Genomic DNA, 23,789 nt, shown 5'->3' with positions numbered 1-23,789 from the left:
GCTTCAGCGAGTGATTCTGCGGGAGGAGTGGGGCCTTGCCGCAAGCCCCCCTGTGCGCTATATCTTGAGAGTGGCAAGGAGTGGTTACCCCTCCTTGCCATGTGTCGTTTCAGGCTCCGGGCGCGGCGAAGAAGGCGCGGACGTCCTCGACGAAGGCTTCGGGCTGCTCCATCGAGAGGAAGTTGCCGCCCCGGTCCAGTTCCGTCCAGTGGGTGATGTGGTGGTCCCGCTCGGCGAAGCGGCGGATGGCGATGTCGGTGGGCAGGGCCACGGCCACGCCGGTCGGGACGGTGCCGCGCGGCTTGGGGGACCAGGCGCTCGGGTCGTGGCCCGATTCGTAGTAGAGGTTCGCCGAGGAGCCGGCCGTGCCGGTGAACCAGTAGAGGCTGATGTTGGTGAGCAGCCGGTCGCGGCCCACGGCGTCCTCGGGGAGCTCGGAGGCGGGGTCCGTCCACTCCTTGAACTTCTCGGCGATCCAGGCCAGTTGGCCGACGGGTGAGTCGTGCAGGCCGTGGGCGAGGGTGTGCGGGCGGGTGGACTGGATGGCGACGAAGCCCATCTTGTCCTGCTGGAAGTCCTCGAGCCGGGCGAGGCGCTCCTGCTCGGACGCGGTCAGACCCTCGAGTTCGGCGGGGTCCCCGGACGGGAAGGTGACCAGGCCGTTGACGTGGACGCCGATGATCCGGTCGGGAGCCCGGCGCCCCATCTCGGCGGCGATCCAGGCGCCGCCGCCCGTGCCCTGGACGCCGTAGGAGTCGTACCCGAGCCGGGCCATGAGCTCGACGAACGCGCCCGCGATGCGGCCGGTGTTCCAGCCCGCCCCGGCGAGCGGGCCGGAGAAGCCGGTGCCGGGGGTGGAGGTCACGACGACGTGGAAGTGCTCCGCGAGCGGTGTGACGACGTCGGTGAACTGGACGAACGAGCACGGCCAGTCGTGGAGCAGGAGCAGGGGGACGGCCGCCGGGTTCTGCGAGGGGACGTGGAGGAAGTGGATGTCCTGGCCGTCGATCCCGGTGGTGAACTGGGGGAACTCGTTGAGCTCCGCCTCCGCCTCGCGCCAGTCGAAGCCGTCGGCCCAGTACGCGGCCAGGGCCTTGAGGTAGTCGGTGGGCACGCCCCGGCTCCAGCCGGTGCCGGGGATCTCGCTGCTCCAGCGGGTGCGGGCGAGGCGGGCGCGCAGGTCGTCGAGCTCGTCCTGCGGAACGTCGATGCGGAACGGGTGGATCCGGGCGTCGGTGTTGCTGCTGTTCTCCATGGGTAGGACGATATTCTCGATATAGGCACGACCCGTTCCTAATGAATCGGGAGGGTGAGCTTCATGCTCGATACCTCCGCACGACTGCTGCGCCTGCTGTCCCTCCTGCAGACTCCGAGGGCGTGGCCGGGATCCGAACTGGCCGAGCGCCTCGGGGTGAGCGGCCGTACCGTCCGCAACGACGTCGACCGGCTGCGCGAGCTGGGCTATCCCGTGGACGCCACGCGCGGAACCACGGGTGGGTACCGGCTGGGGGCCGGGGCGGCCATGCCTCCGCTGCTCCTCGACGACGAGGAGGCCGTCGCGGTGACGGTCGCGCTGCGCACCGCGGCGCAGGGGGCCGTACCCGGTGCGGAGGAGACCGCACTGCGGGCGCTGGGCAAGCTGGAGCAGGTGCTGCCCTCGCGGCTCCGGCGGCGGGTGCGGGCCCTGGCCGCCTACACCGTGGCCGTACCGGCGGACCGACCGGTCCCGACGGTGTCGGCGGACGTGCTGAGCGTGCTGGTCTCCGCCTGCCGCGACCGCGAGCGGCTGCGGTTCGACTACCTGGACCACGCGGGTTCGGCCACCCGTCGGGTCGTGGAGCCGTACCGGGCGGTGAACTGGGGGCGGCGCTGGTACCTGGTGGCGTGGGACGTCGAGCGCGAGGACTGGCGGACCTTCAGGGCCGACCGGATCGTGCCCCGTACGCCGACCGGGCCACGGTTCGCCCCGCGCGAGGTCCCGGGCGGGGACGTGGCGGCGTACGTCTCCCGGCGGGTGTCGGGCGCGGCCTGGCGCCACCACGCGCGGGTGACCGTGCACGCGCCGGCGGGGGCGGTGATCGAGCGGATCAACCCCGCGGTCGGCACGGTCGAGGCGGTCGACGCGCAGAGCTGCGTGCTGGTCACCGGGGCCGACACGGTGCAGACCCTCGCGGTTCATCTGGCCCTGCTCGACCTCGACTTCGAGGTCACCGGGCCGGAGGAGCTGGTCCTCCACCTGCGCCGGCTGGCGGACCGTTACGCGCGCTCCACGCCGCCGCGCTAGGTCGTCCCTGCCGGGCCCTGCCGGGGGTCGGTGCGGCTGCGGCGGGACCGCTGCTCCAGTTCGTCAGGGACGGCCCCGGTGTCGGCGACCGGCCCGATGCGGCCGAGCTTTGTCCGGGTTGAAGAAGTTCAGTCGCGCGTCCACGGGGTGCTCCTCGGTGCTTTGTCGGTGCCCGTCGGTGCCTGCACACCCTGGGACGAGGTAGCCCGATCCCCTGTGACACCGGCTGACGTGACGCGCGTCTCCCCCGACGGGGCCGCCGGTCTCAGGGCCTCGGGTCGATGCCGTGCGTCGGGGAGTTGTGCAGGGCCGTCGCGCCGTACGAGATCCGGTCGTGGTGGGCCTGCTCCCTGCGGGCCTGCTCGATCCGCAGGCCCTCCGCGGTCTCCGTGCGCCGGTTGCCTCGGCGCAGCAGGATCCGCACCATCCACAGCACGGCCAGACCCATCACACCGAAGAACAAACCGAGTTCGAACACGTCGCCCCATCCCCGTACGAGCAGCCAGGACCTGACCTTATCCACATGACCGCAACGCCTGGAAGGACCCTCCCGCCGTCGGGCCCGCCGCAGGGCCGTGCCGTTTCGCCGCGTACTGCCGGACCAGCCGGACCAGTGGGCCTGCCGCGGCGCTACGCGGTCCGCGGGGCCGACTGCCGGGCGCGGTAGCGCTTCATGAACGTGAACATCTGCTGGACCGCGACGATGGGGACGATCCAGTTGCAGACGACGTCCAGGCCGGTGTTGTGGGGGGCGGTCGACGCGAGGAGGTGGGCGAGGGTCATCAGCGCGAACACACCGCCCCAGGCCGCGGAGAAGAGGCGGTTGGTCTTCTTGAAGGCGGGGGTGTTCCACACGATCCGGGGGGCCTCCTCGCGGGCGTACTGCTCGGTGAAGGGCAGCACGGGCAGGGTGAGGAAGATCAGCGCCGCCAGGGCGCCGGTGGCCACGGTGCGGCCGTGGTCGGTGACGAAGGCCTGGGCTCCGTGTCCGCCGGCGAAGGCGAGGGCGGAGAGCGCCGCGAAGGTCGCGATTCCCATGGCGTCCAGCAGCTTGGGGCGGCCGGTGAGCAGCGAGGGGACCGCGGCGGCGAGGGCGACCAGGGCTGCGAGAGCGGCGGACCACTGGGCGGCGACACCGTTGCCGGCCGCCAGGGTGAAGACGATCCAGGGGGCCAGGCTCAGGAGGGGGTTCGACTTCATGTCTTTGCCGTCTCTTCTCGGGTGGTCGGGGCCGTCCGACGGGGAGGGTCCGCGCCGCTAGCGGATATTCCATTAGTGACAGGTCGAATGTAGAAGCTGCGATTGTGACCTGTCAAGAGTGGAAGGTAGGGTGTGGTCATGAGCCTTCGCCACGCACTCCTCGGCCTGCTCGCCGAGCGGCCGTCCAGCGGCTACGACCTGATGAAGCTGTTCGACACCACGCTCGCCAACGTCTGGCGGGCCACGCAGAGCCAGGTCTACGGGGAACTGACCCGGATGACCGACGCCGGACTCGTCGACGTATCGGCCGAGGGCCCCCGGGGGCGCAAGGAGTACACGCTCCGCCCCGAAGGGCGTACCGAGCTGCAGCGCTGGCTGACCACTCCCGCCCAGCCCCAGCCGCTGCGCAGCGAGTGGATGCTGCGGGTCTTCTTCCTCGGTCTCCTGCCGACCGATCAGGCCCGCGCGCAGCTCGTGCGCATCGCCGAGGCGGAGGCCGAGCAGATCACGGAGCTCGAGGGGCTGCTCGCCTCGCGCGACTGGGCGGGTGACCCGCTGTCGGTTTCCGGGCGTCTCGTGCTGGAGTACGGGCTGCGCGGCAGCGCGATGAAGCGGGAATGGGCCCGGTGGGCCCTCGAGCAGATGCCCGGAGACCGGCAGCCCCCCGCCGGGGCCGACGCGCCGTAGGGGGTTTCCGGGTCATCCCGGCTGTCACCGGACGGCGTTCTTCCGTCCGGTGGCAGGGCGGCGACGGCCGGATCGCGCGGCGCCCCGATCACACACCGAGCAGGCGGGTCAGCGGGCGGCGGGCCAGGATCAGGGAGCCGGCCACGACGAGGGCGGCCAGGCCCAGGGCGAGGAAGTAGCCGGGTCCCGGGACCTCGTGGCCGGAGACCTTGAGGGCGTTGCCGCCCACCCCGCCGCCCAGCGCCCCGGACAGCCAGAACAGCGAGACCATCTGGCTGGTGAAGGTGGCGGGGGCGATGGCCGTCGTGGCGCTCATGCCCACCGGGGCGAAGGCGACCTCGCCGGCCGCGAGGAGCAGGAAGGAGGTCACGAGCCAGAGGGGCGAGACGCGCTCTCCGCCGGAGGCGGCGAGCGCGGCGAGTGCCATGAGGAGGTAGGCGCAGCCGGTGGACCCCATTCCGACGGCGTACTTCACGGCGGTGGGGATCCGGTCTCCGGCACGCTTCCACAGCCAGGCGAACACCGGCGCGGTGACGAGGACGAAGAACGGGATCGCCGCGTGGAACCAGCTGGCGGGCACGGTGGTCCCGAACACCTCGCGGTCGGTGGACTCCTTGGCGAAGAGGGTGAAGACCGAGCCGCCCTGGAGGAACAGCGCCCAGAAGACCGCCGAGGCCAGGAAGAGCCAGATGTACGTCTTGACCCGGGTCCGCTCCCCCGCGCTGAGCAGGGGGTTGCGGATGAGACGCCAGAAGCAGACCACGGGCGAGACCACGCACAGCAGGCCGATGAGGGCCATGACGTGGCCGATCTCGAAGGCGCCCAGAAGGGCGTCCGTCCCGTAGCCGGCCAGGACGAGTGCGGCGGCCGCGAGGGAGAGGCGCAGGACGCGGGTGCGCTGGAGCGGGGTCGCGAAGCGTTCGGGCGCGCTGCCGACTCCGGCGAAGTGGCGGGCGCCCCGGACGTACTGCACGAGTCCCGCGCCCATGCCCAGGGCGGCAAGTCCGAAGCCGAGGTGCCAGTTCACGCCCTCGCCGACGGCGCCCACGACGAGCGGGGCGATGAGGGCGCTGACCTGGACGCTCATGTAGAAGATGGCGAAGCCGGCGTCGCGGCCCGCGCGGTCCTGGCGGTCGTAGAAGGCGCTCAGGAGGCTCGCCATGTTCGGCTTGAGCATGCCGGTGCCGGCGGCGATCAGCAGCAGACCGGGGTAGAAGAACCCGGTGGCGGGCACGGCCATGGAGAGGTGGCCGAGTCCGATCAGGACCCCGCCGTAGAGGACGGCGCGGTACGAGCCGAGGATGCGGTCGCCGATCCAGCCGCCGGGCACGGAGGCGATGAAGACCGAGGCCATGTAGAGGCCGAAGAGGAGGGCCGCGTCCTCGTTGGACATGCCGAGGCCGCCGTCGGCGGACGAGGCGGTCGCGAAGAGGACGAGGATGGCCGACATCCCGTAGAAGCTGAAGCGCTCCCACATGTCCGTGCCCCACAGGGTGAGGAACCAGCGGGGCTGGCCGAGCAGTCCGGTGGCGGACTGTTCGGACGGATGCGGCGCGAGGCGGGGCTGGGTCGGGGCGGCCATCGGTCTTCGTCTCCTCTCGTGCGTACGGTTTTCACGCGGGCAGGGGCAGAGGGTCGCCGCGGTCCTTCGGGGACGGGTCGAGGGTCGTTCGACGACGGCTCGGGGACGACTCGCGGACGGCTCGAGGCGGGCGGCTCGGGGCGGCGGGCGGCTCGGGGCTGCCGCGGAGGCTCGGGGCTGGCGCGGAGGCTCGGCGCGGGCGCGGAGGCGCGCAGACGCCGGGAGGCTCGGAGGCGGAGCGCCGAGGCTCGGGGAGCGGCACCGGCCGGGAAAGGGTGCGGCGCCTGAGGAGGGGGGCCCAGGCGCCGCAGTGGGGAAGGGGGGATCCAGGGCGGTCCACCGGCGACGGGGCGGGGGGATGCTCGCCGTCGGTGGGGCCGCCCTGGCGCTTCGCCCCGCACACCGTCAGGAAAGCGGGTGCGGCTCGCGATGGACTACAGCAGCGCCGGACCTGCGCGGACACCGTGCGCCGTCGGGCGGACGGCCTGCGGACGACCGACGCGCGGCGGCCCGGGACGGAGTCCGTCCCGGGCCGCCGCGCGTGCGGGGTGAGGCAGGTCAGCCGTGCTTCTCGATGTTGAGCTTGGGCAGGGCCTTGTCCAGGCCCGCCGGGATCCACCAGGCCTTGCGGCCCATCAGCTGCATGGCGGCCGGGACGATCAGCAGGCGGATGACGATGGCGTCGACGAACACCGCGACGGCCATGCCGAAGCCGAACTGCTGGAGCATCCGGTCGCCGCCCAGCATGAAGGCGCCGAAGACCGAGATCATGATGAGGCCGGCGGCGACGATGACCGAGCCGGTGTGGGCCACGCCCTCGCGGATGGCCGTCGCGGGCTCCTTCGTACGGTCCCACTCCTCGCGGACCCGGGAGACCAGGAAGATCTCGTAGTCCATGGAGAGGCCGAAGACGATCGCGAAGATCATGATCGGGAGGAAGGCCTCGATCGGCCCCGGCTCGACTCCGAACATGCCCTTCTGGAAGACCAGCGTCATGGCGCCCAGCGCGGAGCCGATGCTGAGCAGGTTCAGCAGGGCGGCCTTGATCGGGATCAGGATCGAGCGGAAGACGATCACCAGGAGCACCAGCGACAGGCCGACGACGATCGCGATGAACACCGGCATGCGCTTGGCGACGGTGTCGGAGTAGTCGACGACGGCCGCGGTGGCGCCGCCGACGAGGTACGTCGCCTCGTGCTGCTTGGCGAGGTCGGGCAGGACGTTGTCCCTCAGCTCGTGCACGAGGTCGGAGGTCTTGGCGTCCTGCGGCGCGGAGGTGGGGAAGACGATGACGGTGAACGCCTTCTGGTCGTTCGCCGGGAACGCGGGGGTGGCGGCGGCGATGCCGGGGGTGGAGTTGAGCTTGGCCGACAGGGCCTCTCCGGCCTGGCTGTCACCTTCGGCGACCACGACGAGCGAACCGTTGAAACCGGGGCCGAAACCGTCCGCGAGGAGGTCGTAGGCCCGACGGCTGGTGGAGGCGGCGGGGTCGTTGCCGGCGTCGGCGAAGCCGAGGCGCATGTCGAGGGCCGGTGCGGCCAGTGCGCCGAGGGCGACCACGGCGAGCAGCAGGCCGGCCAGCGGGCGGCGCTGGACACCGGTCGCCCAGCGGCGCCAGGCGGCCCCGCCCTCGGCGGACTTGCCCTTGGCGACGCGCTTCTGCGCCTTGGCGGTGAACTGGCGGGCGAACCGCTTGCCGAAGATGGCCAGCAGGGAGGGCAGCAGGGTGAGCGAGGCCAGCATGGTGACCAGCACGGTCAGCGCGAGGGCGACGGCGGTGCCCTGGAGGGAGCCGAGTCCCAGCGCCACCAGACCGAGCAGGGCGACGATGACCGTGCAGCCGGCGAAGAAGACCGTACGGCCGGCGATGTCGAGGGCCTTGGCGGAGGCGTCCTCCGGGCTGGCCCCCTTGACCAGTTCGGCGCGGTAGCGGGCGAAGATCAGCAGCGCGTAGTCGATGCCGACGCCGAGGCCGACGAGGATCAGGATGTACGGCGTGTAACTGGCGATGGTGAAGACGTGCGAGACGATCACGATCCCGCCGAGGGTGCTGCCCACGGCGAACACGGCGGTGATGATGGGCAGTCCGGCGGCGATGATCGTGCCGAACATGATCGCGAGGATCACCAGCGCGGCGAGCATGCCGGTGCCTTCGGCGGCCCCGCTCTCCTGCTCGGCGATCTTGCGGGCGGCGTCACCGCCCAGCTCGACCTGCAGCTGGTCCGTCTGGGCCTTGCGCGCCGTGTCGAGGATCTGCTGGGTGTCGGCCTTCTCCATGTCCTCGGTCTTGCCCTTGAGGACGACGGTGGCGTAGCCGATCGTGCCGTCCTTGGAGACGGCGGCGGTCTCCGTGTACGGGCTCTGGACCTGGGCGACCTTGGGGAGCTTGGCGACCTCGTCCAGCATGGCGGTCACCCGCTGCTGGGTGTCGGCGCCGGCGAGGCCGGCCTCGTCGCGCAGCACGATCTCCACGCTGTCGCCGACCTGCGGGGAGCCGTGCTCCTCCAGGACCTCGAGGGTCTGCTGGGTCTCGGTGCCGGGCAGCGAGAAGTCGTCGTGGTAACTGTCTCCGACGGCCGAGGCTCCGCCCCAGACACCGACCAGGATGACTGTCCACAGTAAAAGGGCAGTCCAGCGGTGGCGCTGGCTGAAGGCCGAGGTGCGTTCCAGAATGGTCTTGCGCGGGGGTGGCGGCGTGGCGGGGCTGCCGACGCCCCTGACCGGGGTGGTGGTCACCATGCACTCCTTGTCTAGGCAACTCGCCCAGATCTCCACAGCGGCGTCGAGCGTGGCATGAGCCTCGCTCGAGCGCCGGGCGGATGTGCCTGGACGTCAGGTGGACTGGTTCTGGTGGTCTTGCTGGTTCTGGTCTTGCGGGGGGCGGGACAGGTGCAGTACGCGCAGCACGCGGACGCCGTCCTTGGGCCGCGGGGCGTCGTGTCCCTCGTGCAGGAGGGTGCGCCGGGTCACCGTCATGGCGGCCGGGTCGAGTTCGGTGATGTGCGAGTGGACGGCGGGGTCTTCGAGGACGGCCAGGTGGCGGGCCTCCTCGGCGCGCGCGGTCGCTCTCAGGTCGGTCAGGGGGCCGAGCGGCTCGCTCTCGGAGAGGAGGTACGAGGTGCCTCCGGTGCCGAGGTGCTGCTGCAGGACGACGCCCGTGCGGACGGGTACCGGGCCGAACGCGGAGCACAGTCCGGCGTACTCGGCTCCGGTGAGGAAGGATCCGAACTCGGCCGGATCGGCCCATATGTAGAAGGGGGCGTAGCTGTTGTGGCCCTCGGCCCTGACCTCCGAGACGCAGAAGGCCTTCATCAGCAGTCCGGCCCGCAGGTCCCAGGGGTCCGAACGGTCGGCCACGCGCCGCGCGATGCCGGTCATGTCGTAGTCGGCCGGCAGGGTGATGGAGTAGTGGGCGGTCAGCACGGTCGGGTCACCTCATCCGGTGTGGCTCGGGCCGGCGGACAGGGCTGCCGGTGACCGGAGTGTGACGTGACGCGCTAGAGCCGCGGTGGTGCGGTGGGTCGGGGGTCGGGGGGCGGCGGGGCCCGGGAGGTGAGGGTCGGGAGGTGACGGGCCGGGAGGGCGTGGGCCCGGGGGCGGCGGGCCCGGCGGGCTCAGGAGACCGGGGTGGCCTTCGGGGCCTTCGCCGGTTCGCGGGAGAGCAGCCGCAGGGTCTCGGTGTGGAAGATCTCGTTGCCCTTGGTGGTGACGTCCAGGAGCAGCTGCTGCTGCTGCGGGGTCAGTTCGGAGAGCAGCTTCCCGAGGGCGGCGCGGTACTCGGCGAAGACGGTCTCGACCCGCTCCGCGAAGGCTTCGGGGACGGCTTCGACGATGACCCGTCTGCGGTCGGCGGGGTCGGGGCGGCGGTGGACGAACCCGGCCTTCTGGAGGTGGTCTATCACCGCGGTGATGGCCCCTCCGCGGCTGAGTCCCACGCGCTCGGCGAGCCGGCCGGGGGTCATCGGGCCTTCCAGGTCGAGGAGGCTCAGGCAGTTGAAGTCGGTGGCGTTCAGGCCCACCGACTGGGCCACCGCGGACTGGAAGAGGACGGTGCGCGCGGCCTGCACCCGCAGTGCGGTCGCGAGCGACATCAGGGTGCCGAAGGAGCGGTCCTCGGTGCCGGAGGAGCGGTCTTCCTCGTCGCCTTGCGGTTGCATCCTCGAGCTGCCTCTCTGCCGGTCCGGTGCGGCCAGAGTACTGGCGAGGACTCGCACGTGTGCGGCCTGTCCCGGCCGGTCAGCGGGCCTGCCGGGCGCGCAGGGCCCGGTCGACCCGGAAGCGTACGGCCTTGGAGGCCACCTGGAAAAGCGGGCCGGAGGTCGGGAAGGGCTTCACCCGGCTGTTCTGGAAGGACGCGATCAGCCAGCGGCCCTCCTCACGGACCAGGACCATCGTCTGCCGTGACAGCCGCTTGGCGGTGATCTCGCGCTGCCAGGGGAAGAGCGCCGCTCCGGTGGAGACGACCACCACGGTGTTCTCGTCGACCCGGCGGACGCTCTCGATCGTGTCGCAGAGCAGCCGGGTGCCGTAGAGCATCGTGCGGAACATCAGGTCGTGCATGTCCTCGATCTGCACCCGGCCGTCCAGCACCACCCCGTTGAACTGGACGTACGCGGCGTCCGGGGTGAAGAGCCGGGCGTAGCCGCGGGCGTCGGCGCGGTTCCAGTGGTCGGACAGCTCGTCGAGCAGGACGCGGACCTCGTCGCGGACGGCGGGACCGGTGGCGGTGCTGGTCTTCATGACGGAGCCTTTCGCTCTCATTTCGTGCTTCTCTGTTTCCGTGCATCTCTAATTTAGAGAGATCTAGTGGGCCGTGTCAACCCCGCCAGCCGCGCTTGAGCCGGTGTCGAGTCCCCTTCAGGACCATCGGCCCGCCCGTCAGAGGCACCGGAGACTTTCGGAAGAGGTGCATTCCCATCGACAACCAGGCACAGACGACACCGCGGGGTCCGGGCGGGCGCCCGGCTTTCCTGGACGTTTTCACCCCCATCGGGGTGCGGGTGGCGGCCACCCTGCGCATCGCCGACCACATCGCGGCGGGCATCGACACCCGCGACGCACTCGCCGCGAAGACCACGACCGACGCCGACTCGCTGGGCCGGCTGCTGCGGTTCCTCTCCTGCCGCGGCATCTTCGAGGAGACGGCGGCCGGCACCTACGCGCTCACCGACACCTCGAGGCTCCTGCTGGACTCCCACCCCTCCCGGATGCGGCACTGGCTGGACCTCGAGGGTGCGAGCGGCCGCATCGACCTCGCGGCCTGCGGCGGCCTCCTGCACGCCGTCCGCACCGGCGAGCCCGGCTACGACCAGGTCTTCGGCCGTCCCTTCTGGGACGACCTCGCCGACGACCAGGTGCTGACGGACACCTTCAGCGACCAGATGGCCGCCGTGCAGGGCAAGCTCGCCCCCGCCGCCGCCGGCGCCTATCCCTGGGACTCGCTGGGCCACATCGCGGACATCGGCGGCGGCACCGGCGCCCTGCTCGCGGAGATCCTCAAGGCGGCCCCCGCCGCCCGCGGCACGGTGGTCGACCTGCCCGGAACCGTCGAGGGCGGCGCCGCCCGCTTCGAGGCGGCCGGCCTGTCCGGCCGTACGGAGCTCGTCGGCCAGAGCTTCTTCGACGAACTCCCGGCCGGCGCGGACATGTACGTCCTCAGCCAGATCCTGCACGACTGGGACGACGAGGAGTCCGTCGCCATCCTGAAGCGCTGCGCCGAGGCCGCGGGCGAGAACGGCCGCGTCATGATCGTCGACCGGGTCATCGCCGAGGACGAGGGCAAGCAGCTGAACACCGAGTACGACCTGCGCATGCTCGTCTTCAACAAGGGCCGCGAGCGCACCGTGGAGGAGTTCGCGGCCCTGGCCGCGCAGGCAGGACTCAAGCTGCGCGGGGTCACCGGACTGCCCTCGTACCACTCGCTCCTCGAATGGGAGCGGGCGTGACGCCCGGGACACCCGGTCCCGAGGTACTGGTGGTCGGTGCGGGGCCGGTCGGGCTCTGCACCGCCATCGAACTGGTCCGGCGGGGCGTGCGCGTCCGGATCGTCGACCGGCGTACGGAGCCGCGCACCGGCACCCGCGCCTGCACCGTGTGGCAGCGCTCCCTGGAGGTCTTCGACCTCATGGGCCTGCCGGTCGAGGAGTACCTCGCCTCGGGCGTGCCGTACACCTTCCGCACCCACCACTTCGCCGGGTACCCGCCGCACGTCCGCGATGCGGCCCAGCCCGGCACCCCGTACCCGCGGCCGCTGCTCATCGGGCAGCAGGACACCGTGGCGATGCTCACCCGCCACCTGTCCGGGCTCGGCGTCGAGGTGGAGCGCGGCCGTACGGCCGTACCCGTGGCGCAGGACGCCGAGGGCGTCACCGTGCGTCTCGAGACGGCCGACGGCGGCGGCGAACTGACGCGTGCGGGCTGGGTGGTGGGGGCGCAGGGCCCGCACAGCTCGGTGCGCGACGCGATGGACTGCGCCTGGGAGAAGAAGCACTACTCCGGCACCCAGCTGCTCCAGGTCGACGCGCGCTGGACGGGTTCGCTCCCGGGCGACCCCTCCCACTGCCACCTCTTCCTGACGCGGGAGGGCTCGCTGGGCAGCGCGCCGCTGCCCGACGGACGCCACCGCTTCTACATCGGCGTCGCCGACACCGGGCGGACCGGCGACCCGGAGGTGGAGGAGGTCCTGGAGGCCGCGCGCCGGGTCACCGGGGTGTACGACCTGGAGTTCCACGACGCCCGCTTCAACTGGCGGGTGCGGCTGTACAACGCGGTCGCCGGCTCCTACCGCGACGGCCGCCTCCTGCTGGCGGGCGACAGCGCGCACACCTTGATGCCGGTGACCGCGCAGGGCATGAACACCGGTGTCCAGGACGCCTTCAACCTGGGCTGGAAGCTCGCCGCCGTGGTTCGCGGCGAGGCCGGTGAGACCCTGCTCGACAGTTACGAGGCGGAGCGCCGGCCGGTGGCCCTCGGCCTCGCCGAGCGCAACCACCGCACGTACTGGGGCGGTACGGGACCCGTGCCGCCGTTCGACCGGCTGTACGAGGCGCTCGACCACATGGGGGCGGGCCACACCGGCCTGCCGCTCGCCTACCCGGACAGCCCGCTGAGCGGGCGGACGGACGGGGCGGCGGACGGCGCGGCGGCGGCCGGGGCGAACGGCGGGGCGGGACCGGTCGCGGGCGACCGCGTGCCGGACGCCGCGCTGCACTCCCCCGAGGGCCGGCTGTTCCGCCTGATCGGGCGGGGCTCCTGGACCCTGCTCGCCTTCCCCGCGGACCCGGCCGACCCGGAGTCCGCGGGCCTCGCGGCCAAGGAGCTCGCCCCGGCCGCCCGCCGGGCGGGCGTCACCGCCCGCGTGGTGGGCAACGCCTTCGGCGGCGCGGTCGGCGGCGGTACGCAGACCCTGGCGGACCCGGACGGCGCGCTGCGCGCGGCGTTCGGCGCGCAGCGCGGGGCGGTCCTCCTGCTGCGGCCGGACGGGTACGTGGCCTTCCGCGGCGGCGCGCGCGACGGCGCGGCGCTGGAGGGGCACCTCGACACGGTGCTGGGCCGGGCGGTGGCCGCGGCGCGGTAGGACCGGGTGCCTGAGGCAGCAAGGGGACGGCCCCGCGGCCATGTCGGCCGCGGGGCCGTCCCTTGCCTCGGGGCCACTCCGGCGCCGGCGGGGATCGCCGGCGCCGTACCTCGTCTCCGGGGCACGTCCCGCCTCCACCGGGGTGCGGGCCGGGCGGTCAGAACGCCAGGGGGAAGAGGGTCGCGTAGTCGCCCGTGCGGGCCGCACGCAGGGTGGCGAGGGTGCGCAGGGGGGTGTGGTCGGCCGTGGTGAGGGACTGGGGGGTCTCCGCGCAGCGGTCGCCCGAGCAGAGGCCCGCGCTGGTCCAGCCGGCCGCTGCGTCCGTGCTCGGGCGCTCCGCCCAGACGCCCAGGACCGAGGCCTCGAAGGAGGCGTCCTTGCCGGCGCGGTAGACGCCGTCGGCCACCCGCTGGGCGGAGGCCTCGGCCGCCGCCTGGCGGGCCAGCTCCGGATCGCCGCACCGTTCTGCGGCGGCCCGCAGCCAGGCGGCGCGGACGACCGAGTGTCCGGCGTCCGGGGCGGTGCGCGCGGCGGCGGCCGTAGCGGCCGTGCGGTAGACCGAACCGGCTTCGCAGACGAGGGCCCCGGCGTCGGGGGATCCGCCCAGGTCGACGGCGGTCAGGAGCAGCCGGGCGTCGTCCTCGGGCTTCAGGCCGGTCACGGAGGGGGCGGGCAGCGCCTCGTCGACGGCGCGGGCGGCCTCGGCGCCCAGGGCTTTGGAGATCAGGCGCAGGTCGACGCGTTCCACCAGCGCGGCCGTGTCGTACGGGGCCTTGCGGCCGGCCGCGGCGGGCAGCCAGACCTCGCGGACCTGCCGCTCGAGGCCGGGGGCGAACTCGGCCGTGCTCCCGTTCCGTGCGGCGAGCGCGACGGCGGCGGCGGTGGCGCCCAGGGCGCCGTCGGCGGCCTGTTCCGCGGGCCAGCCGGCCCGGGAGTGCGCGCCGGCGTCCGGCGCCCGCACCCCGGGGCAGCCCAGGCCCAGCGCGGCGGAGGTCGCCTGCGGATCGCTGCGGGTGGCGCCGGGCAGGGCGATGCCGCCGTCCGGGCGGACCAGACCGGCGCAGGCTGCGGGGTCGAACGCGGGCAGGGCCACGCCCAGTTGCCCGGCGGCGTCGCGCAGGGCGGCCTCGGAGACGAGGCGGACCGGGTCGGCGCCGAGCGCGGTGAGCGCGCGGTGGGTCGCGGTGACGAGCTCCGCGGTGTGCGGGGGCACCGCGGCGGAGCCGCGCAGCAGCCCGGCGCTCTGCAGCAGGGCCGCGGCGACGTTGGGGTTCTGGGCGGTGTCGCGGGGGGTCAGGGCCGCCAGGGCGGCGCGGTTGGCCTCGCGGACCGGGGCGGGCACGGGCAGGCCGAGGCGCGTGAGGGCGCGTACGGCCACGGCGGTGGAGCCGGGGTCGGCGGCGGCGGCGGCCGGGCCGGTCCGGTAGCCGCCGCCGGTGCGCAGGGATTCCAGCGTGCGGGCGACGCGTTCGCGGTCGGGGCCGCCGCCGGCCGTGAGGAGGGCGTCCACGGCAAGTCCGACCTGGGCGACGGCGGGCAGGCCCGAGGAAGCCATCCGGCCCTCTTGGGCGCCGCCGGTCCACAGGGCGAGCCGGGCCGGGTCCACGTGGACGTCCGGGGTCGCGGCCTGCGCGGCCAGGCGCAAGCGCCAGGAGGTCTCGTAGAGGGAGAAGGGGGAGTTCGCGGCGGACTGGGCGCCGTCCACGAACCAGCCGCGCCCGCCGTCGCTCACCCAGGAGTCGAGGAGCAGGGCGGCGGTGTCCACGGGGGGAACGGCGGCGGGTGCGACGGACCGGCCGGCCTCCCGCCCGGCCGCGGCGCCGTCCGGCTGCGGGGAGCAGGCGCTGACGGCGGCCACGGCGGCGAGGAGCGCGGCGGCGCAACGCGCCCGCACCGCTCCCCGAGGGGAGCGGTGCGGGCGCCGGTGGGCGGTGGGCATCAGCTGTAGGCCCTGTCCTGGCTCGTCACGGTGAAGAAGGAGGAACCGAACTGGAAGGTTCCGGTGACCGAGTGGCTGATCCGGAAGACGTTGGAGTAGTCGTCCTGGCTGGGCGGGTAGAAGGAGACCTGGTCGTAGGCGTGCTCGCTGTACCAGTTGTTCTGCACGCTGGTGCTCCAGCTCGCCTCGGCGAGGCTGCCGGTGCTCCTGACGGTCGCGCCCTGCGGCGCGCCGACCACCCAGAACGGGGCGCCGACGGAACCGATCCGCCAGTTGTCGGTGTGCTCGATGCTGTCGGCGTTGAAGGGGCGGGTGCCGAGCCAGGCCACGTCCGAGGAGGTGTCCGTGAAGATGGCGTAGTACTCCATGAACGGCACCTTGACGAAGCTGGCGCCGGACGCGACGAGCTCGCCCTGGCCGCCGCCCGGGACGTTGATCCGCTCGGACCGCGTGGAGTTCAGCCACTGGTCGCGGACGGGGAAGCCGCTCTGGTCCCCGTGGCCGCCGCCGTCGTCGGCGGCCACGGCCGGGGCCGCGGGGGCCGGTGCCTTGGGCGCCTTCTGGTGCTCGGCGCGGCGCTTTTGGACCTCCGCGACCAGGTCGCGCTTGTTGCGCACCGAGGCCTCGGCGGTGAACACCTTGCCGTGTGCGTCCTCCTTGACCACGACCGTGCCGGGGACCGTGGTGGCGGCCGTCTCGGAACCGGTCGCGCCCTGCGCGATGCCTGCGGCGAGGCCGCCGGTCAGCAGCGCGAACGTCGCTGCGAGTGCGGCGGCGCGCCTGCGCCCGCCGAGGGTGATCCCCATGGTGTGCGTCCCTTTCTGCGTGTCGGTCGTGTCGGTGGTGGGAGCCGGGGTCACGGGTGCCGGCGGACGAAGATGTCGGGCTGGCCGTTGGTGTCACCGGCCGTCAGGTTGGTGGCGTACGAGGTGAACACCACGGTGGAGGCGTCCTGGTCGGCCTCCGGGAAGTAGCTGGCCGCGTTGCCCTGTTCGCCCGTGGTGGAGACGCTCTCGCGGCGCAGCTCGCCGCCGGGCAGGTCGGCGACGAAGATGTCGCGGACGTTGTTGGTGTCGCCGCCGACCAGGTTGGGGCCGGAGGAGGACATCGGGACGTGCAGGGCGTCGCCGGTGATGCTGGCCCAGAACGTGCCGCCGGGGGCGGGCACCCCGTCGGCGCCCTTGTCGATCAGGCGCAGCTCACCGGTCTGCAGGTCCTGCAGGTAGGTGTGGTTCTGGCCGGTCGCCGGGCTCTGCGCCGTCAGGTTCGTGGCGTGGGAGTTGAGCACGGTGTAGCGGTTGTCGTCACTGATCGTGCCGCCGATGGTGATCTGGTCCGACTCGACGCCCGCGGGCGACACCGACAGCCGGGTGGTCCTTCCGGTGGCGAGCTCGTGCAGGAACTCGTCGACCTTGTGGTTGGTGTCTCCGGGCGCGAGGTTCGTCGCGTTGGAGAAGAAGGTGACGAATTTTCCGTCGGCGCTGATCTGGGTGCCGTCGGAGGCGGCGTCGCCGGGGGTTCCGTCGGCGGCCCGGCTGGTGCGGACGACCGTGCCGGTGTTCATGTCGCGGACCACGGTGTCCCACACGCTGGCGGGGGTGTCGCCGGGGATCAGGTTGTCGGCGGAGGTCGCGAAGGCGACGTACCGTCCGTCGGCGGTGATCGTCGGACGCATGCTGTCGCCGTTGCCCTGGGTGCCGTCGGCCGCCGCCGAGACGAGGACGGTCTGGCCGGTGCACAGGTCCGTACGGAAGATGTGGGACTTGCCGTCGGTGCCGCCGGACACCAGGTTGGTGGAGTCGGCGGAGTAGACGACGTAGCGCCCGTTCGCGCTGATGATCGGGTCGATGCCGGTGCAGCCGTTGGACTCGGCGCCGTGCAGACCCGCGTTCACACGCGTGGTGGTGCCGCGGTTCACGTCACGCAGGAAGATGTCGCTGCAGTCGTTGCGGTCTCCGCGGACCAGGTTGCTGGCGTGCGAGGCGAAGACGACCAGGCGCCCGTCGCCGCTGATCGAGGCCCTCTCGCTGGGGCCGTTGGCCGGCTGCCCGCCCACGCCCACGCTCACGAGCAGCGTGTCGTCGGTCGTGGCGGGGCCGATCCGTCCTGCGGCGGGCGCGGGGGCGGCGGCCACCGCGACGAGCGTGAGCGCGGTGCCCAGCATCGCTGCGCACGCGGCCCGGACGCGGCCCGGTCGGTCCTTTCTCATGCATGCCTCCTCGTACACCGCCCGGCCAGGCGGCCGGTCGGTCGCGCAGAGACTCACACCGCGACCTCGCGATTGGCTTAAGAAGGCCTTGACGGCCGGAACGTACGCCGGAGCGGCCGCCGTGCCCCGGGCGCGGCACAGCCATCCGGGTCCGCGGGGGAATGGAGAACCCGGATGGCTGTGGCTGCTGGGGCCACGGCGGCCGTGGGCCGGTCGTGGCCGGATGCGGCTGCCTCGGCGCGGCGTGCGGCGGCGTCCGTACGAGTGGCGCCGTACGAGTGGCGCCGGCGCCGTGGTGCCGGCGCCGTGGTGCCGGCGCCGTGGTGCCGGCGCCGTGGTGCCGGCTGCCGCGGGTGCGGCTACTTCAGGGCCGCGCCGACGCGGGTGGCGCAGCCGAGGCGCTCGCCGATGGCGGTCAGTACGGCCTGGAGGCGCCGCTCGAGCCGGGCTTCGACGCCGATCTGGGCGACCTTCTGGCCGAACCGGCTGGAGTTCGGCACCAGGTTGTGGACGCGCAGGACGAGCTGGGTGCCCCCGTCGGCCGGTTCGACGGTGTAGGTGCCCCCGTACCAGGTCTGCACGCGTACGCTGTGCGCCTCGCGGTCGACGGTGACCTCCAGGTAGTCCTCGCCCGAGTCGCCGAACCGGCCGGTGAACTTCACGGGGCCGCCTTCGAGCGTCAGCCCGCCGCTCTCCTTGGCGTGGTCACCGGCGAGCACCAGGGCGTTGCCCTCCACCCCGGCGTCGCCCTCCCGGACGTCCAGCAGGACCTGGGCCACCTGCTCGGCCGGCGCGTCCACGGTCCCCGTGACGATCCACTTGGCCTGCTCCGCCATCGACATGTTCATGGCTTCCCCTCATCGTTAAGCTATTCCTGCACGTGGGACTTCTCCATGGATGGGAAATCTCGATTCATCGAAATAAATGGTGCTCCCGGAGGTGCCACATGTCAACTCTTCCAAGTACCCCCAGGTCAGAGCTGATTGCCCGGATCGAGGACGGGGTGCGCGACAACGGCGGGCGCGGCCAGCTGCTCCACCAGGCCATCGCCCAGCACTTCGGTCTGAACCCGACGGACATGAAGTGCGTGGACCTGGCGAGAACCGAGCCCCGGCTGACGGCGGGGCGGCTCGCCGAGATCACGGGAATGAGCACGTCGGCGACGACGGCGGTGCTCGACCGGATGGAACGGGCCGGATTCATCGAGCGGGTGCGCGATCCCGAGGACCGCCGCAGGGTGATCGTCGTGTCCACGGGACGCCGCGAGCAGGAGGTCGCCGAGGCGTTCCTCCCGCTCAAGGACGCCATGCGCGCGCTGCTGGATTCGTACGACGACGCGCAGCTCGAGGTGCTCGACGCGTTCACCTCGCGGGTGAACCAGCTGCTCAGGGAAGTGACCCGGGAGATCCCCGGCGGGGTCCCCGCGGGCGGCCGGACCAGTGGCCCCGCGGCCGGCCGGGCAGGCCGGGGAGGGGCGGCCCCGGCCGCACCCGGGCCCGCCCCTGCCTCCTCCCCCGAGGTCCCGCCGTCCGGTCCCGTCACCAGGCGACGGGTAGCGAGCTGACCCCGCGGATCATGCCGCCACCCCAGACGAGCTCCTCCTCCGCAACCGCGAGCCGCAGCCCCGGGAAGCGGCGCAGCAGGGCCCCGAAGGCCACTTGGAGCTCGATGCGGGCGAGGGGCGCGCCCAGGCAGCGGTGGATGCCGTGGCCGAAGGCGATGTGCCGGTTCTCCGCCCGGGTGAGGTCCAGCTCGTCCGCGCCGGGGAAGACGGCCCCGTCCCGGTTGGCGGAGGCCGTCGAGGGGATGACGGCCTCACCGGGCTTGACGATCACGGAGCCGACCTTGACCTCCTCGGTGGCGATCCGGATCGTGCCTCCGCTGACCGGCCCGGGGGTCCAGCGCAGCAGTTCCTCCACGGCGGCGAGCGGGAACTGCGCCGCCCCGCGCAGGGGGTCGAGCTGTTCGGGGTGGCGCAGCAGCGCCACCATCGAGTTCGCGAAGGAGTTGGCCACCGTGTGGTAGCCGGCGGTGATCAGGGTCGCCGCGGCGGCGATCAGCTCGCCGGGGCTCACCCGGTCCTGCGCCTGCGCCTCGACCAGGGTGCTCAGCAGGTCCTCACCGGGCACCCGGCGCTTCACCTCGACGAGCTCCGCGAGGTACTCGGCCAGCCGGGTCCTGGCGTCGGTGACCGCGCCGGCCGCGCTCGGCGCGAGCGTCAGCGCCGCGTCGGTCCAGTCGCGGAACGCCTCCCGGTCGGCCTCGGGGACGCCGAGGAGGTCGCAGATGACCGTGATCGGCAGCGGCCGGGCCAGGAGCGGGACCAGGTCGGCGGGCTGCCCGGACTCCTCCATGACGTCGAGGAGTTCCTCGGTGGTACGGACGATGCCCTCCCGCATCCGCTCCGCCTGCCGGCCCGTGAACACCGAGGCGAGCAGCCGGCGCAGCCGGGTGTGGTCGGGCGGGTCCATCGCCATGATGGAGTCCGGCTCGGGACTGGCCGGGCCGAGCCGCGGGGCCCCCGGACGGGTGGCGGCCGCGCGGCTCAGCCGGGCGTCGTTGAGTACCGCGCGCACGTCTTCGTACTGCGTGGCGATCCAGGCCCAGTCCCCGGTCGGCAGCTCCACCCGGGCCACCGGACAGGTCTCGCGCAGCTGCTGGAACTCCGGTGGCGGGGTGAAGAGCTGACTGAGCTGGAACGGGAAGCGCAGCCCCCCGGTGTCGTCGGACACAGCCTTCCTCCCAGAGAGGATTCGTTGACGTGCGGCGCGTTCAGGAGGTGGCGGGGTCAGTTCTCCACAGCCATCTGGCCCATCATGCCCATGTTGAGATGGCCCATCAGGTGGCAGTGGAACATGAACAGCCCGGCGTAGTCGGTGAATTTGATCTTGAACTTGACGGTCTTGCCGGGCATCACCGTGACTGTGTCCTTCAGGCCCGCCTCGCCGGGCGGGGGCGCCGCGCCGTCGCGCTCCACGACCTGGAAGTGCTCCAGGTGCGTGTGCATGGAGTGCGGGATGCCGAAGCGGACGTCGGTGTTCTCGACGGTCCACAGCTCGGTGACCCCGAGCTTGGGGCGCAGGTCCACCCGGTTGACGTCGAAGTGCTGCCCGTTGATCAGGTGGTGGCCGGTCGCCGGGTCGAAGTTCATGACGAACTTGCGCTCCACGGTGGGCGTGCCGATGTCCGGGTTCGGCCGCAGGGCGTCGGGCACGCGGCTCGGGTCGGCGGCCCGGCGCACGACGTCGAAGCGCATGACCTCGGGGGCCTCGCCGGCGAAGCCGATGAGGTTGCGCAGGACGATCTTCGAGCCGACCGGGTAGCGCGAGAAGTCGATGACGATCTCCTGGCGCTCGGCGGGCCAGATCTCCAGCACGCGCGCGGACACCGGGGCGGGCAGCAGGCCGCCGTCGGAGCCGATGTGCGTCATCTCGTCGCCCTCGCCGAGCTGGAGCAGGAACGCGCGCTCGTTGGAGGTGTTCGCCAGCCGGAAGCGGTACTTGCGCGCGGCGACCTCGTAGTACGGGCGCGGGGCGCCGTTCACCAGGATCGTCGGGCGCTTCATGAAGCCGTCCGGGTCGTAGACCAGGGTGCCGTCCTCGGCGAACTGCGCGTCGCGCAGGTGCAGCGGCACGTCGTACTGGCCCTTGGGCAGCGGGAGCCGCTCCTCGAAGTCGTCCGTGAGGATGTACGAGGCGGCGAGACCGCGGTAGATGTTCTCGGCGTGCGCGTCGTGGGAGTGGTCGTGCATCCACATCGTCGAGGCGCGCTGGCTGTTGGGGTAGTAGAAGACCCTGTTGCCGCCGGGCGACACCTGGTTGTTGGGGTGGCCGTCAGAGGTCGCCGGGACGTGGCCGCCATGCAGGTGCATGGAGAAGGGCACGTCGAGGGCGTTGACCTGCTCGATGACGACGGGCCGGCCGCGGGTGGCCCGGATGACCGGCATCAGCTCGCCGTTGAAGAGCCGCATCTTCGTCCGGGTGCCCGCGAAGATGGTCTTCTCCACCTCGCTGGTCGTCAGCCGGTAGACGTCGTACCCGGCCCAGGCCCCGCCGCCGCGCCCGTGGGACGCGGGGCGCAGCACCTTGGGTATCCGCAGGGGTACGGCGAAGAGGCTCGCCGGTCCGGCCGCGGCCGTGGTGCCGGCGAGGGCGACCCCGGCGGGGGCCGCCGCCGCGATCAGACCGGTGGCTGCGCCTGCCTTGATCAGTTGTCTGCGCGTCAGCACGCTCTCTCCTCTTCCCGGGTGTCTCCTCAGCGCATTCAGGCCGAGTCGGCTCGCTCCGCACTAGAGCGCCGATGGTGCGCACCGGCCGCGCGGGGGTCGGTTCTCAGCCGCGGTGGATCTTGTGGTGGGCCGCCTGGGCGCGCGGCCGGACCACCAGCAGGTCGATGTTGACGTGGCTGGGACGGGTCACCGCCCAGGCCACGGTGTCGGCGACGTCCTGGGCGGTCAGCGGCTGTGCGACGCCGTCGTACACCGCGGCGGCCCGCTCGGCGTCGCCGCGGAACCGGTTGAGCGCGAACTCCTCGGTGTGGACGAGGCCGGGCGCGACCTCGATGACCCGGACGGGGCTGCCGCACAGTTCCAGCCGCAGCGTGCCGGCCAGGGCGTGCGCGCCGTGCTTGGCGGCCACGTAGCCGCCGCCGCCCTCGTAGGGCAGGAGGCCGGCCGTGGAGGAGAGGACGAGCACGGTGCCGTCGCCGGAGGCGACGAGGGCGGGCAGCAGCGCCTGGGTGACGTGCAGGGCCCCGACCACGTTCACCGCGAACATCGCCGTCCAGTCGTCCGGGTCGGCCTCGGCGACGGTCTCGGTGCCGATCGCCCCGCCCGCGATGTTCAGCAGGACGTCCACCCGGTCGAGGCCGTCCGCGAAGTGCCGTACCGCCCGGCGGTCGGTGACGTCCAGGGCGTGTGCCACGGCCTCGTGCCCGGCCCCGGCCAGCTCCTCGGCGAGCGCCTCGACGCGGTCCTTGCGCCGCGCGGTGAGCACCACCCGGTAGCCCTCGGCGGCGAGCCGGCGCGCGGTCGCGGCGCCGATCCCGCTGCTCGCACCGGTGACGACCGCGGTACGGGTGGACATGGAGCCTCCTGCTGGGCGTGTCGCCGGTTCTCGTGACCCGCCGCATCGTGCCGAAGACCGCTAGAGAACGCCTGCATCCGGTCTCGTACGGGAGCCCCGCGCGGCCCCGTGGCGGGCCCCGCTCTCGATAAGGCCTGAAGTCGCTCTTGAGGCGCTCTGCGGAACATGCCGCATCCCGGACAACCAATCCGCACCCCCGGGTGCCAGCAGCGTCGCGGCCGGCATGGCCGGGACGGAGGAGGAACCGCAGATGCACGCGACCCCAAGCGCCGCGGACTCGCAGGGTTCTGGGCACGGACTCGCACGACGCAGACTATTGATCGGCATGGGCGCGGGGGCCGCGATCCTGCTGCCGGCCACCCCCGCCCTGGCCCACGGCGGGCAGGAGGAACGCCACCGCTCCGACACGGCCGTGATCGGCGCCGTCGCCACCGTCGACGGGATCCGGCTGACCACGGACCGGGTGCCCGCGGGTCCGGTGACCCTTTCGGCGAGCACCACGGACGAGAAGGTCCAGCGCCCGCTGGGGCTCGTCCGGCTGCGCGCCGGCGTCACCCTGACGGCCTTCCTGACGCACTACCAGACCGCCGCCACCTCCAAGGACCCGGCGGAGCGGCACGCCGCGCTGGCGCTGATCGATTCCGAGGCCCAGTACTTCGGCGGGCCCGCCGTCACCAAGGCCAGCGGGAAGATCGAGATCTCCTGGATCCTCACCCCCGGCACGTACCACCTGCTCGACTACACGCTGCTGGACCCGGCCCGCCCCGAGCTCGTGCGCAGCATCCGGGTCGGCGCGCCGACGCGCGCCGCCGTCGCGGTTCCGCGCTGGGCCCCGGAACTCATCGCCGCGTACGACGAGGGCCCGCTCGGCCGCTACCTGATCGGCAACACCCTGGACGCGCGGGGCGAGTTCACCGTCGTGAACCAGACCTCTCAGCTCAACGAGGTGATGTTCCTGCGGGTGACCCCGGGGGCCAGTGCCGCCGACGTCGCCGCGTGCATGGACGCGCTGGCCCACGGCCAACAGCCGTCCGTGTACCCGTTCAGCGGTGTTCCGTCCGGAATCACCCCCCTCTCCCCCGGCTCGACTGCGGTTCTCTCCCAGTCACTTGAGCCCGGGCAGTACCTGGTGACCTCCTTCATCAGTAACCGTGAAACGCTGATCAAGCGGGCGTTCGAAGGCATGTGGAAGCTCATCACCCTGCGCTGACGTGCCGTTGCCTGTCCT

Annotated in this window: 21 protein-coding genes; 6 read left to right on the top strand and 15 right to left on the bottom strand. The window is 72.7% G+C overall.

The annotated features are described in order from the left end of the window. Positions 1 to 109: 109 nt before the first annotated feature. A complete protein-coding gene (locus ABZY44_RS21225; RefSeq protein WP_356656029.1) occupies positions 110 to 1,255 on the bottom strand; it encodes an epoxide hydrolase family protein in 1,146 nt (381 codons plus the stop codon). 63 nt (positions 1,256 to 1,318) lie between these two features. Between ABZY44_RS21225 and ABZY44_RS21220 the strand changes: the two genes are divergently transcribed. Beyond that, positions 1,319 to 2,284, top strand: coding sequence for a YafY family protein (locus ABZY44_RS21220; protein ID WP_356656027.1), 966 nt, complete (start codon positions 1,319 to 1,321; stop codon positions 2,282 to 2,284). Positions 2,285 to 2,549: 265 nt separating this feature from the next. Here the strand turns inward: ABZY44_RS21220 and ABZY44_RS21215 are convergent, their stop codons facing one another. Together ABZY44_RS21215 and ABZY44_RS21210 are read right to left on the bottom strand one after the other, a co-directional pair. Continuing rightward, positions 2,550 to 2,807, bottom strand: coding sequence for a hypothetical protein (locus ABZY44_RS21215; RefSeq protein ID WP_356656025.1), 258 nt, complete (start codon positions 2,805 to 2,807; stop codon positions 2,550 to 2,552). A 107-nt stretch (positions 2,808 to 2,914) separates the two neighbouring features. Beyond that, positions 2,915 to 3,484 (bottom strand): hypothetical protein, encoded by a 570-nt coding sequence (locus ABZY44_RS21210; protein ID WP_356656023.1) that lies wholly within the window; start codon positions 3,482 to 3,484, stop codon positions 2,915 to 2,917. Positions 3,485 to 3,622: 138 nt separating this feature from the next. On the opposite strand from ABZY44_RS21210, the gene ABZY44_RS21205 reads away from it, so the two are divergent. Further along, positions 3,623 to 4,171 carry a PadR family transcriptional regulator gene (locus tag ABZY44_RS21205; protein ID WP_356656021.1) on the top strand — a complete coding sequence of 183 codons (549 nt, stop codon included), beginning with the start codon at positions 3,623 to 3,625 and terminating at the stop codon, positions 4,169 to 4,171. A gap of 88 nt (positions 4,172 to 4,259) precedes the next feature. On the opposite strand, the gene ABZY44_RS21200 is transcribed toward ABZY44_RS21205, so the two are convergent. From ABZY44_RS21200 to ABZY44_RS21180, 5 genes are all read right to left on the bottom strand, one after another. Next, positions 4,260 to 5,753, bottom strand: coding sequence for an oligopeptide:H+ symporter (locus ABZY44_RS21200; RefSeq protein ID WP_356656019.1), 1,494 nt, complete (start codon positions 5,751 to 5,753; stop codon positions 4,260 to 4,262). A gap of 558 nt (positions 5,754 to 6,311) precedes the next feature. Further along, positions 6,312 to 8,492 (bottom strand): MMPL family transporter, encoded by a 2,181-nt coding sequence (locus ABZY44_RS21195; protein WP_356656017.1) that lies wholly within the window; start codon positions 8,490 to 8,492, stop codon positions 6,312 to 6,314. Between the two features lie 93 nt (positions 8,493 to 8,585). Then, complete coding sequence (locus tag ABZY44_RS21190) at positions 8,586 to 9,176, bottom strand: DUF4865 family protein (RefSeq protein WP_356656015.1); 591 nt, start codon at positions 9,174 to 9,176, stop codon at positions 8,586 to 8,588. A gap of 191 nt (positions 9,177 to 9,367) precedes the next feature. After that, a complete protein-coding gene (locus ABZY44_RS21185) occupies positions 9,368 to 9,910 on the bottom strand; it encodes a MarR family transcriptional regulator (RefSeq protein WP_356656013.1) in 543 nt (180 codons plus the stop codon). A 79-nt stretch (positions 9,911 to 9,989) separates the two neighbouring features. Continuing rightward, positions 9,990 to 10,493 (bottom strand): SgcJ/EcaC family oxidoreductase, encoded by a 504-nt coding sequence (locus ABZY44_RS21180; protein WP_356656011.1) that lies wholly within the window; start codon positions 10,491 to 10,493, stop codon positions 9,990 to 9,992. A gap of 260 nt (positions 10,494 to 10,753) precedes the next feature. Here ABZY44_RS21180 and ABZY44_RS21175 point away from each other — a divergent pair, with 260 nt between their 5' ends. Both ABZY44_RS21175 and ABZY44_RS21170 read left to right on the top strand, forming a co-directional pair. Beyond that, the gene (locus ABZY44_RS21175; RefSeq protein WP_356656009.1) at positions 10,754 to 11,698 is read left to right on the top strand and encodes a methyltransferase; all 945 of its coding nucleotides are present in this window, start codon (positions 10,754 to 10,756) and stop codon (positions 11,696 to 11,698) included. Beyond that, positions 11,695 to 13,329 carry an FAD-dependent oxidoreductase gene (locus ABZY44_RS21170; RefSeq protein ID WP_356656007.1) on the top strand — a complete coding sequence of 545 codons (1,635 nt, stop codon included), beginning with the start codon at positions 11,695 to 11,697 and terminating at the stop codon, positions 13,327 to 13,329. Before ABZY44_RS21175 ends, ABZY44_RS21170 begins: the two co-directional genes overlap by 4 nt. Positions 13,330 to 13,486: 157 nt before the next feature. Here the strand turns inward: ABZY44_RS21170 and ABZY44_RS21165 are convergent, their stop codons facing one another. The 4 genes from ABZY44_RS21165 to ABZY44_RS21150 all read right to left on the bottom strand — a co-directional run bounded on the left by ABZY44_RS21165 (position 13,487) and on the right by ABZY44_RS21150 (position 18,325). Further along, positions 13,487 to 15,268 (bottom strand): hypothetical protein, encoded by a 1,782-nt coding sequence (locus ABZY44_RS21165; protein ID WP_356656005.1) that lies wholly within the window; start codon positions 15,266 to 15,268, stop codon positions 13,487 to 13,489. Further along, positions 15,268 to 16,074: a hypothetical protein gene (locus ABZY44_RS21160; protein WP_356656003.1), complete on the bottom strand. Its 807-nt coding sequence runs from the start codon at positions 16,072 to 16,074 to the stop codon at positions 15,268 to 15,270. The genes ABZY44_RS21165 and ABZY44_RS21160 overlap by 1 nt, the downstream gene beginning before the upstream one ends. A gap of 50 nt (positions 16,075 to 16,124) precedes the next feature. Then, on the bottom strand, positions 16,125 to 17,477 hold the full coding sequence (locus tag ABZY44_RS21155; protein WP_356656001.1) for a hypothetical protein: 1,353 nt from the start codon (positions 17,475 to 17,477) through the stop codon (positions 16,125 to 16,127). A 359-nt stretch (positions 17,478 to 17,836) separates the two neighbouring features. After that, positions 17,837 to 18,325: an SRPBCC family protein gene (locus ABZY44_RS21150; RefSeq protein ID WP_356655999.1), complete on the bottom strand. Its 489-nt coding sequence runs from the start codon at positions 18,323 to 18,325 to the stop codon at positions 17,837 to 17,839. A gap of 98 nt (positions 18,326 to 18,423) precedes the next feature. On the opposite strand from ABZY44_RS21150, the gene ABZY44_RS21145 reads away from it, so the two are divergent. Beyond that, a complete protein-coding gene (locus ABZY44_RS21145; RefSeq protein WP_356655997.1) occupies positions 18,424 to 19,041 on the top strand; it encodes a MarR family transcriptional regulator in 618 nt (205 codons plus the stop codon). Here the strand turns inward: ABZY44_RS21145 and ABZY44_RS21140 are convergent. The 3 genes from ABZY44_RS21140 to ABZY44_RS21130 form a co-directional block, all read right to left on the bottom strand. Beyond that, positions 19,016 to 20,209 (bottom strand): cytochrome P450, encoded by a 1,194-nt coding sequence (locus tag ABZY44_RS21140; protein WP_356655995.1) that lies wholly within the window; start codon positions 20,207 to 20,209, stop codon positions 19,016 to 19,018. The genes ABZY44_RS21145 and ABZY44_RS21140 overlap by 26 nt on opposite strands. 56 nt (positions 20,210 to 20,265) lie before the next feature. Further along, a complete protein-coding gene (locus tag ABZY44_RS21135; protein WP_356655993.1) occupies positions 20,266 to 21,705 on the bottom strand; it encodes a multicopper oxidase domain-containing protein in 1,440 nt (479 codons plus the stop codon). A 103-nt stretch (positions 21,706 to 21,808) separates the two neighbouring features. Then, on the bottom strand, positions 21,809 to 22,561 hold the full coding sequence (locus tag ABZY44_RS21130) for an SDR family NAD(P)-dependent oxidoreductase (RefSeq protein ID WP_356655991.1): 753 nt from the start codon (positions 22,559 to 22,561) through the stop codon (positions 21,809 to 21,811). Positions 22,562 to 22,811: 250 nt separating this feature from the next. Between ABZY44_RS21130 and ABZY44_RS21125 the strand changes: the two genes are divergently transcribed. Further along, positions 22,812 to 23,771 (top strand): hypothetical protein, encoded by a 960-nt coding sequence (locus tag ABZY44_RS21125; RefSeq protein ID WP_356655989.1) that lies wholly within the window; start codon positions 22,812 to 22,814, stop codon positions 23,769 to 23,771. Positions 23,772 to 23,789: the final 18 nt, after the last annotated feature.

Source organism: Streptomyces sp. NPDC006544, from assembly GCF_040611715.1.
GTDB lineage: Bacteria > Actinomycetota > Actinomycetes > Streptomycetales > Streptomycetaceae > Streptomyces.
Note: the sequence above shows the minus strand (reverse complement) of the source record. Positions and strands in the feature narration are given on the sequence as shown.

What these genes read in the sequence shown, in the direction of transcription:
- ABZY44_RS21225 (WP_356656029.1), bottom strand. Translation starts at nt 1,255, where the DNA reads ATGGAGAACAGCAGCAACACCGACGCCCGGATCCACCCGTTCCGCATC.
- ABZY44_RS21220 (WP_356656027.1), top strand. Translation starts at nt 1,319, where the DNA reads ATGCTCGATACCTCCGCACGACTGCTGCGCCTGCTGTCCCTCCTGCAG.
- ABZY44_RS21210 (WP_356656023.1), bottom strand. Translation starts at nt 3,484, where the DNA reads ATGAAGTCGAACCCCCTCCTGAGCCTGGCCCCCTGGATCGTCTTCACC.
- ABZY44_RS21205 (WP_356656021.1), top strand. Translation starts at nt 3,623, where the DNA reads ATGAGCCTTCGCCACGCACTCCTCGGCCTGCTCGCCGAGCGGCCGTCC.
- ABZY44_RS21200 (WP_356656019.1), bottom strand. Translation starts at nt 5,753, where the DNA reads ATGGCCGCCCCGACCCAGCCCCGCCTCGCGCCGCATCCGTCCGAACAG.
- ABZY44_RS21195 (WP_356656017.1), bottom strand. Translation starts at nt 8,492, where the DNA reads ATGGTGACCACCACCCCGGTCAGGGGCGTCGGCAGCCCCGCCACGCCG.
- ABZY44_RS21185 (WP_356656013.1), bottom strand. Translation starts at nt 9,910, where the DNA reads ATGCAACCGCAAGGCGACGAGGAAGACCGCTCCTCCGGCACCGAGGAC.
- ABZY44_RS21180 (WP_356656011.1), bottom strand. Translation starts at nt 10,493, where the DNA reads ATGAAGACCAGCACCGCCACCGGTCCCGCCGTCCGCGACGAGGTCCGC.
- ABZY44_RS21165 (WP_356656005.1), bottom strand. Translation starts at nt 15,268, where the DNA reads ATGCCCACCGCCCACCGGCGCCCGCACCGCTCCCCTCGGGGAGCGGTG.
- ABZY44_RS21160 (WP_356656003.1), bottom strand. Translation starts at nt 16,074, where the DNA reads ATGGGGATCACCCTCGGCGGGCGCAGGCGCGCCGCCGCACTCGCAGCG.
- ABZY44_RS21155 (WP_356656001.1), bottom strand. Translation starts at nt 17,477, where the DNA reads ATGAGAAAGGACCGACCGGGCCGCGTCCGGGCCGCGTGCGCAGCGATG.
- ABZY44_RS21150 (WP_356655999.1), bottom strand. Translation starts at nt 18,325, where the DNA reads ATGAACATGTCGATGGCGGAGCAGGCCAAGTGGATCGTCACGGGGACC.
- ABZY44_RS21145 (WP_356655997.1), top strand. Translation starts at nt 18,424, where the DNA reads ATGTCAACTCTTCCAAGTACCCCCAGGTCAGAGCTGATTGCCCGGATC.
- ABZY44_RS21130 (WP_356655991.1), bottom strand. Translation starts at nt 22,561, where the DNA reads ATGTCCACCCGTACCGCGGTCGTCACCGGTGCGAGCAGCGGGATCGGC.
- ABZY44_RS21125 (WP_356655989.1), top strand. Translation starts at nt 22,812, where the DNA reads ATGCACGCGACCCCAAGCGCCGCGGACTCGCAGGGTTCTGGGCACGGA.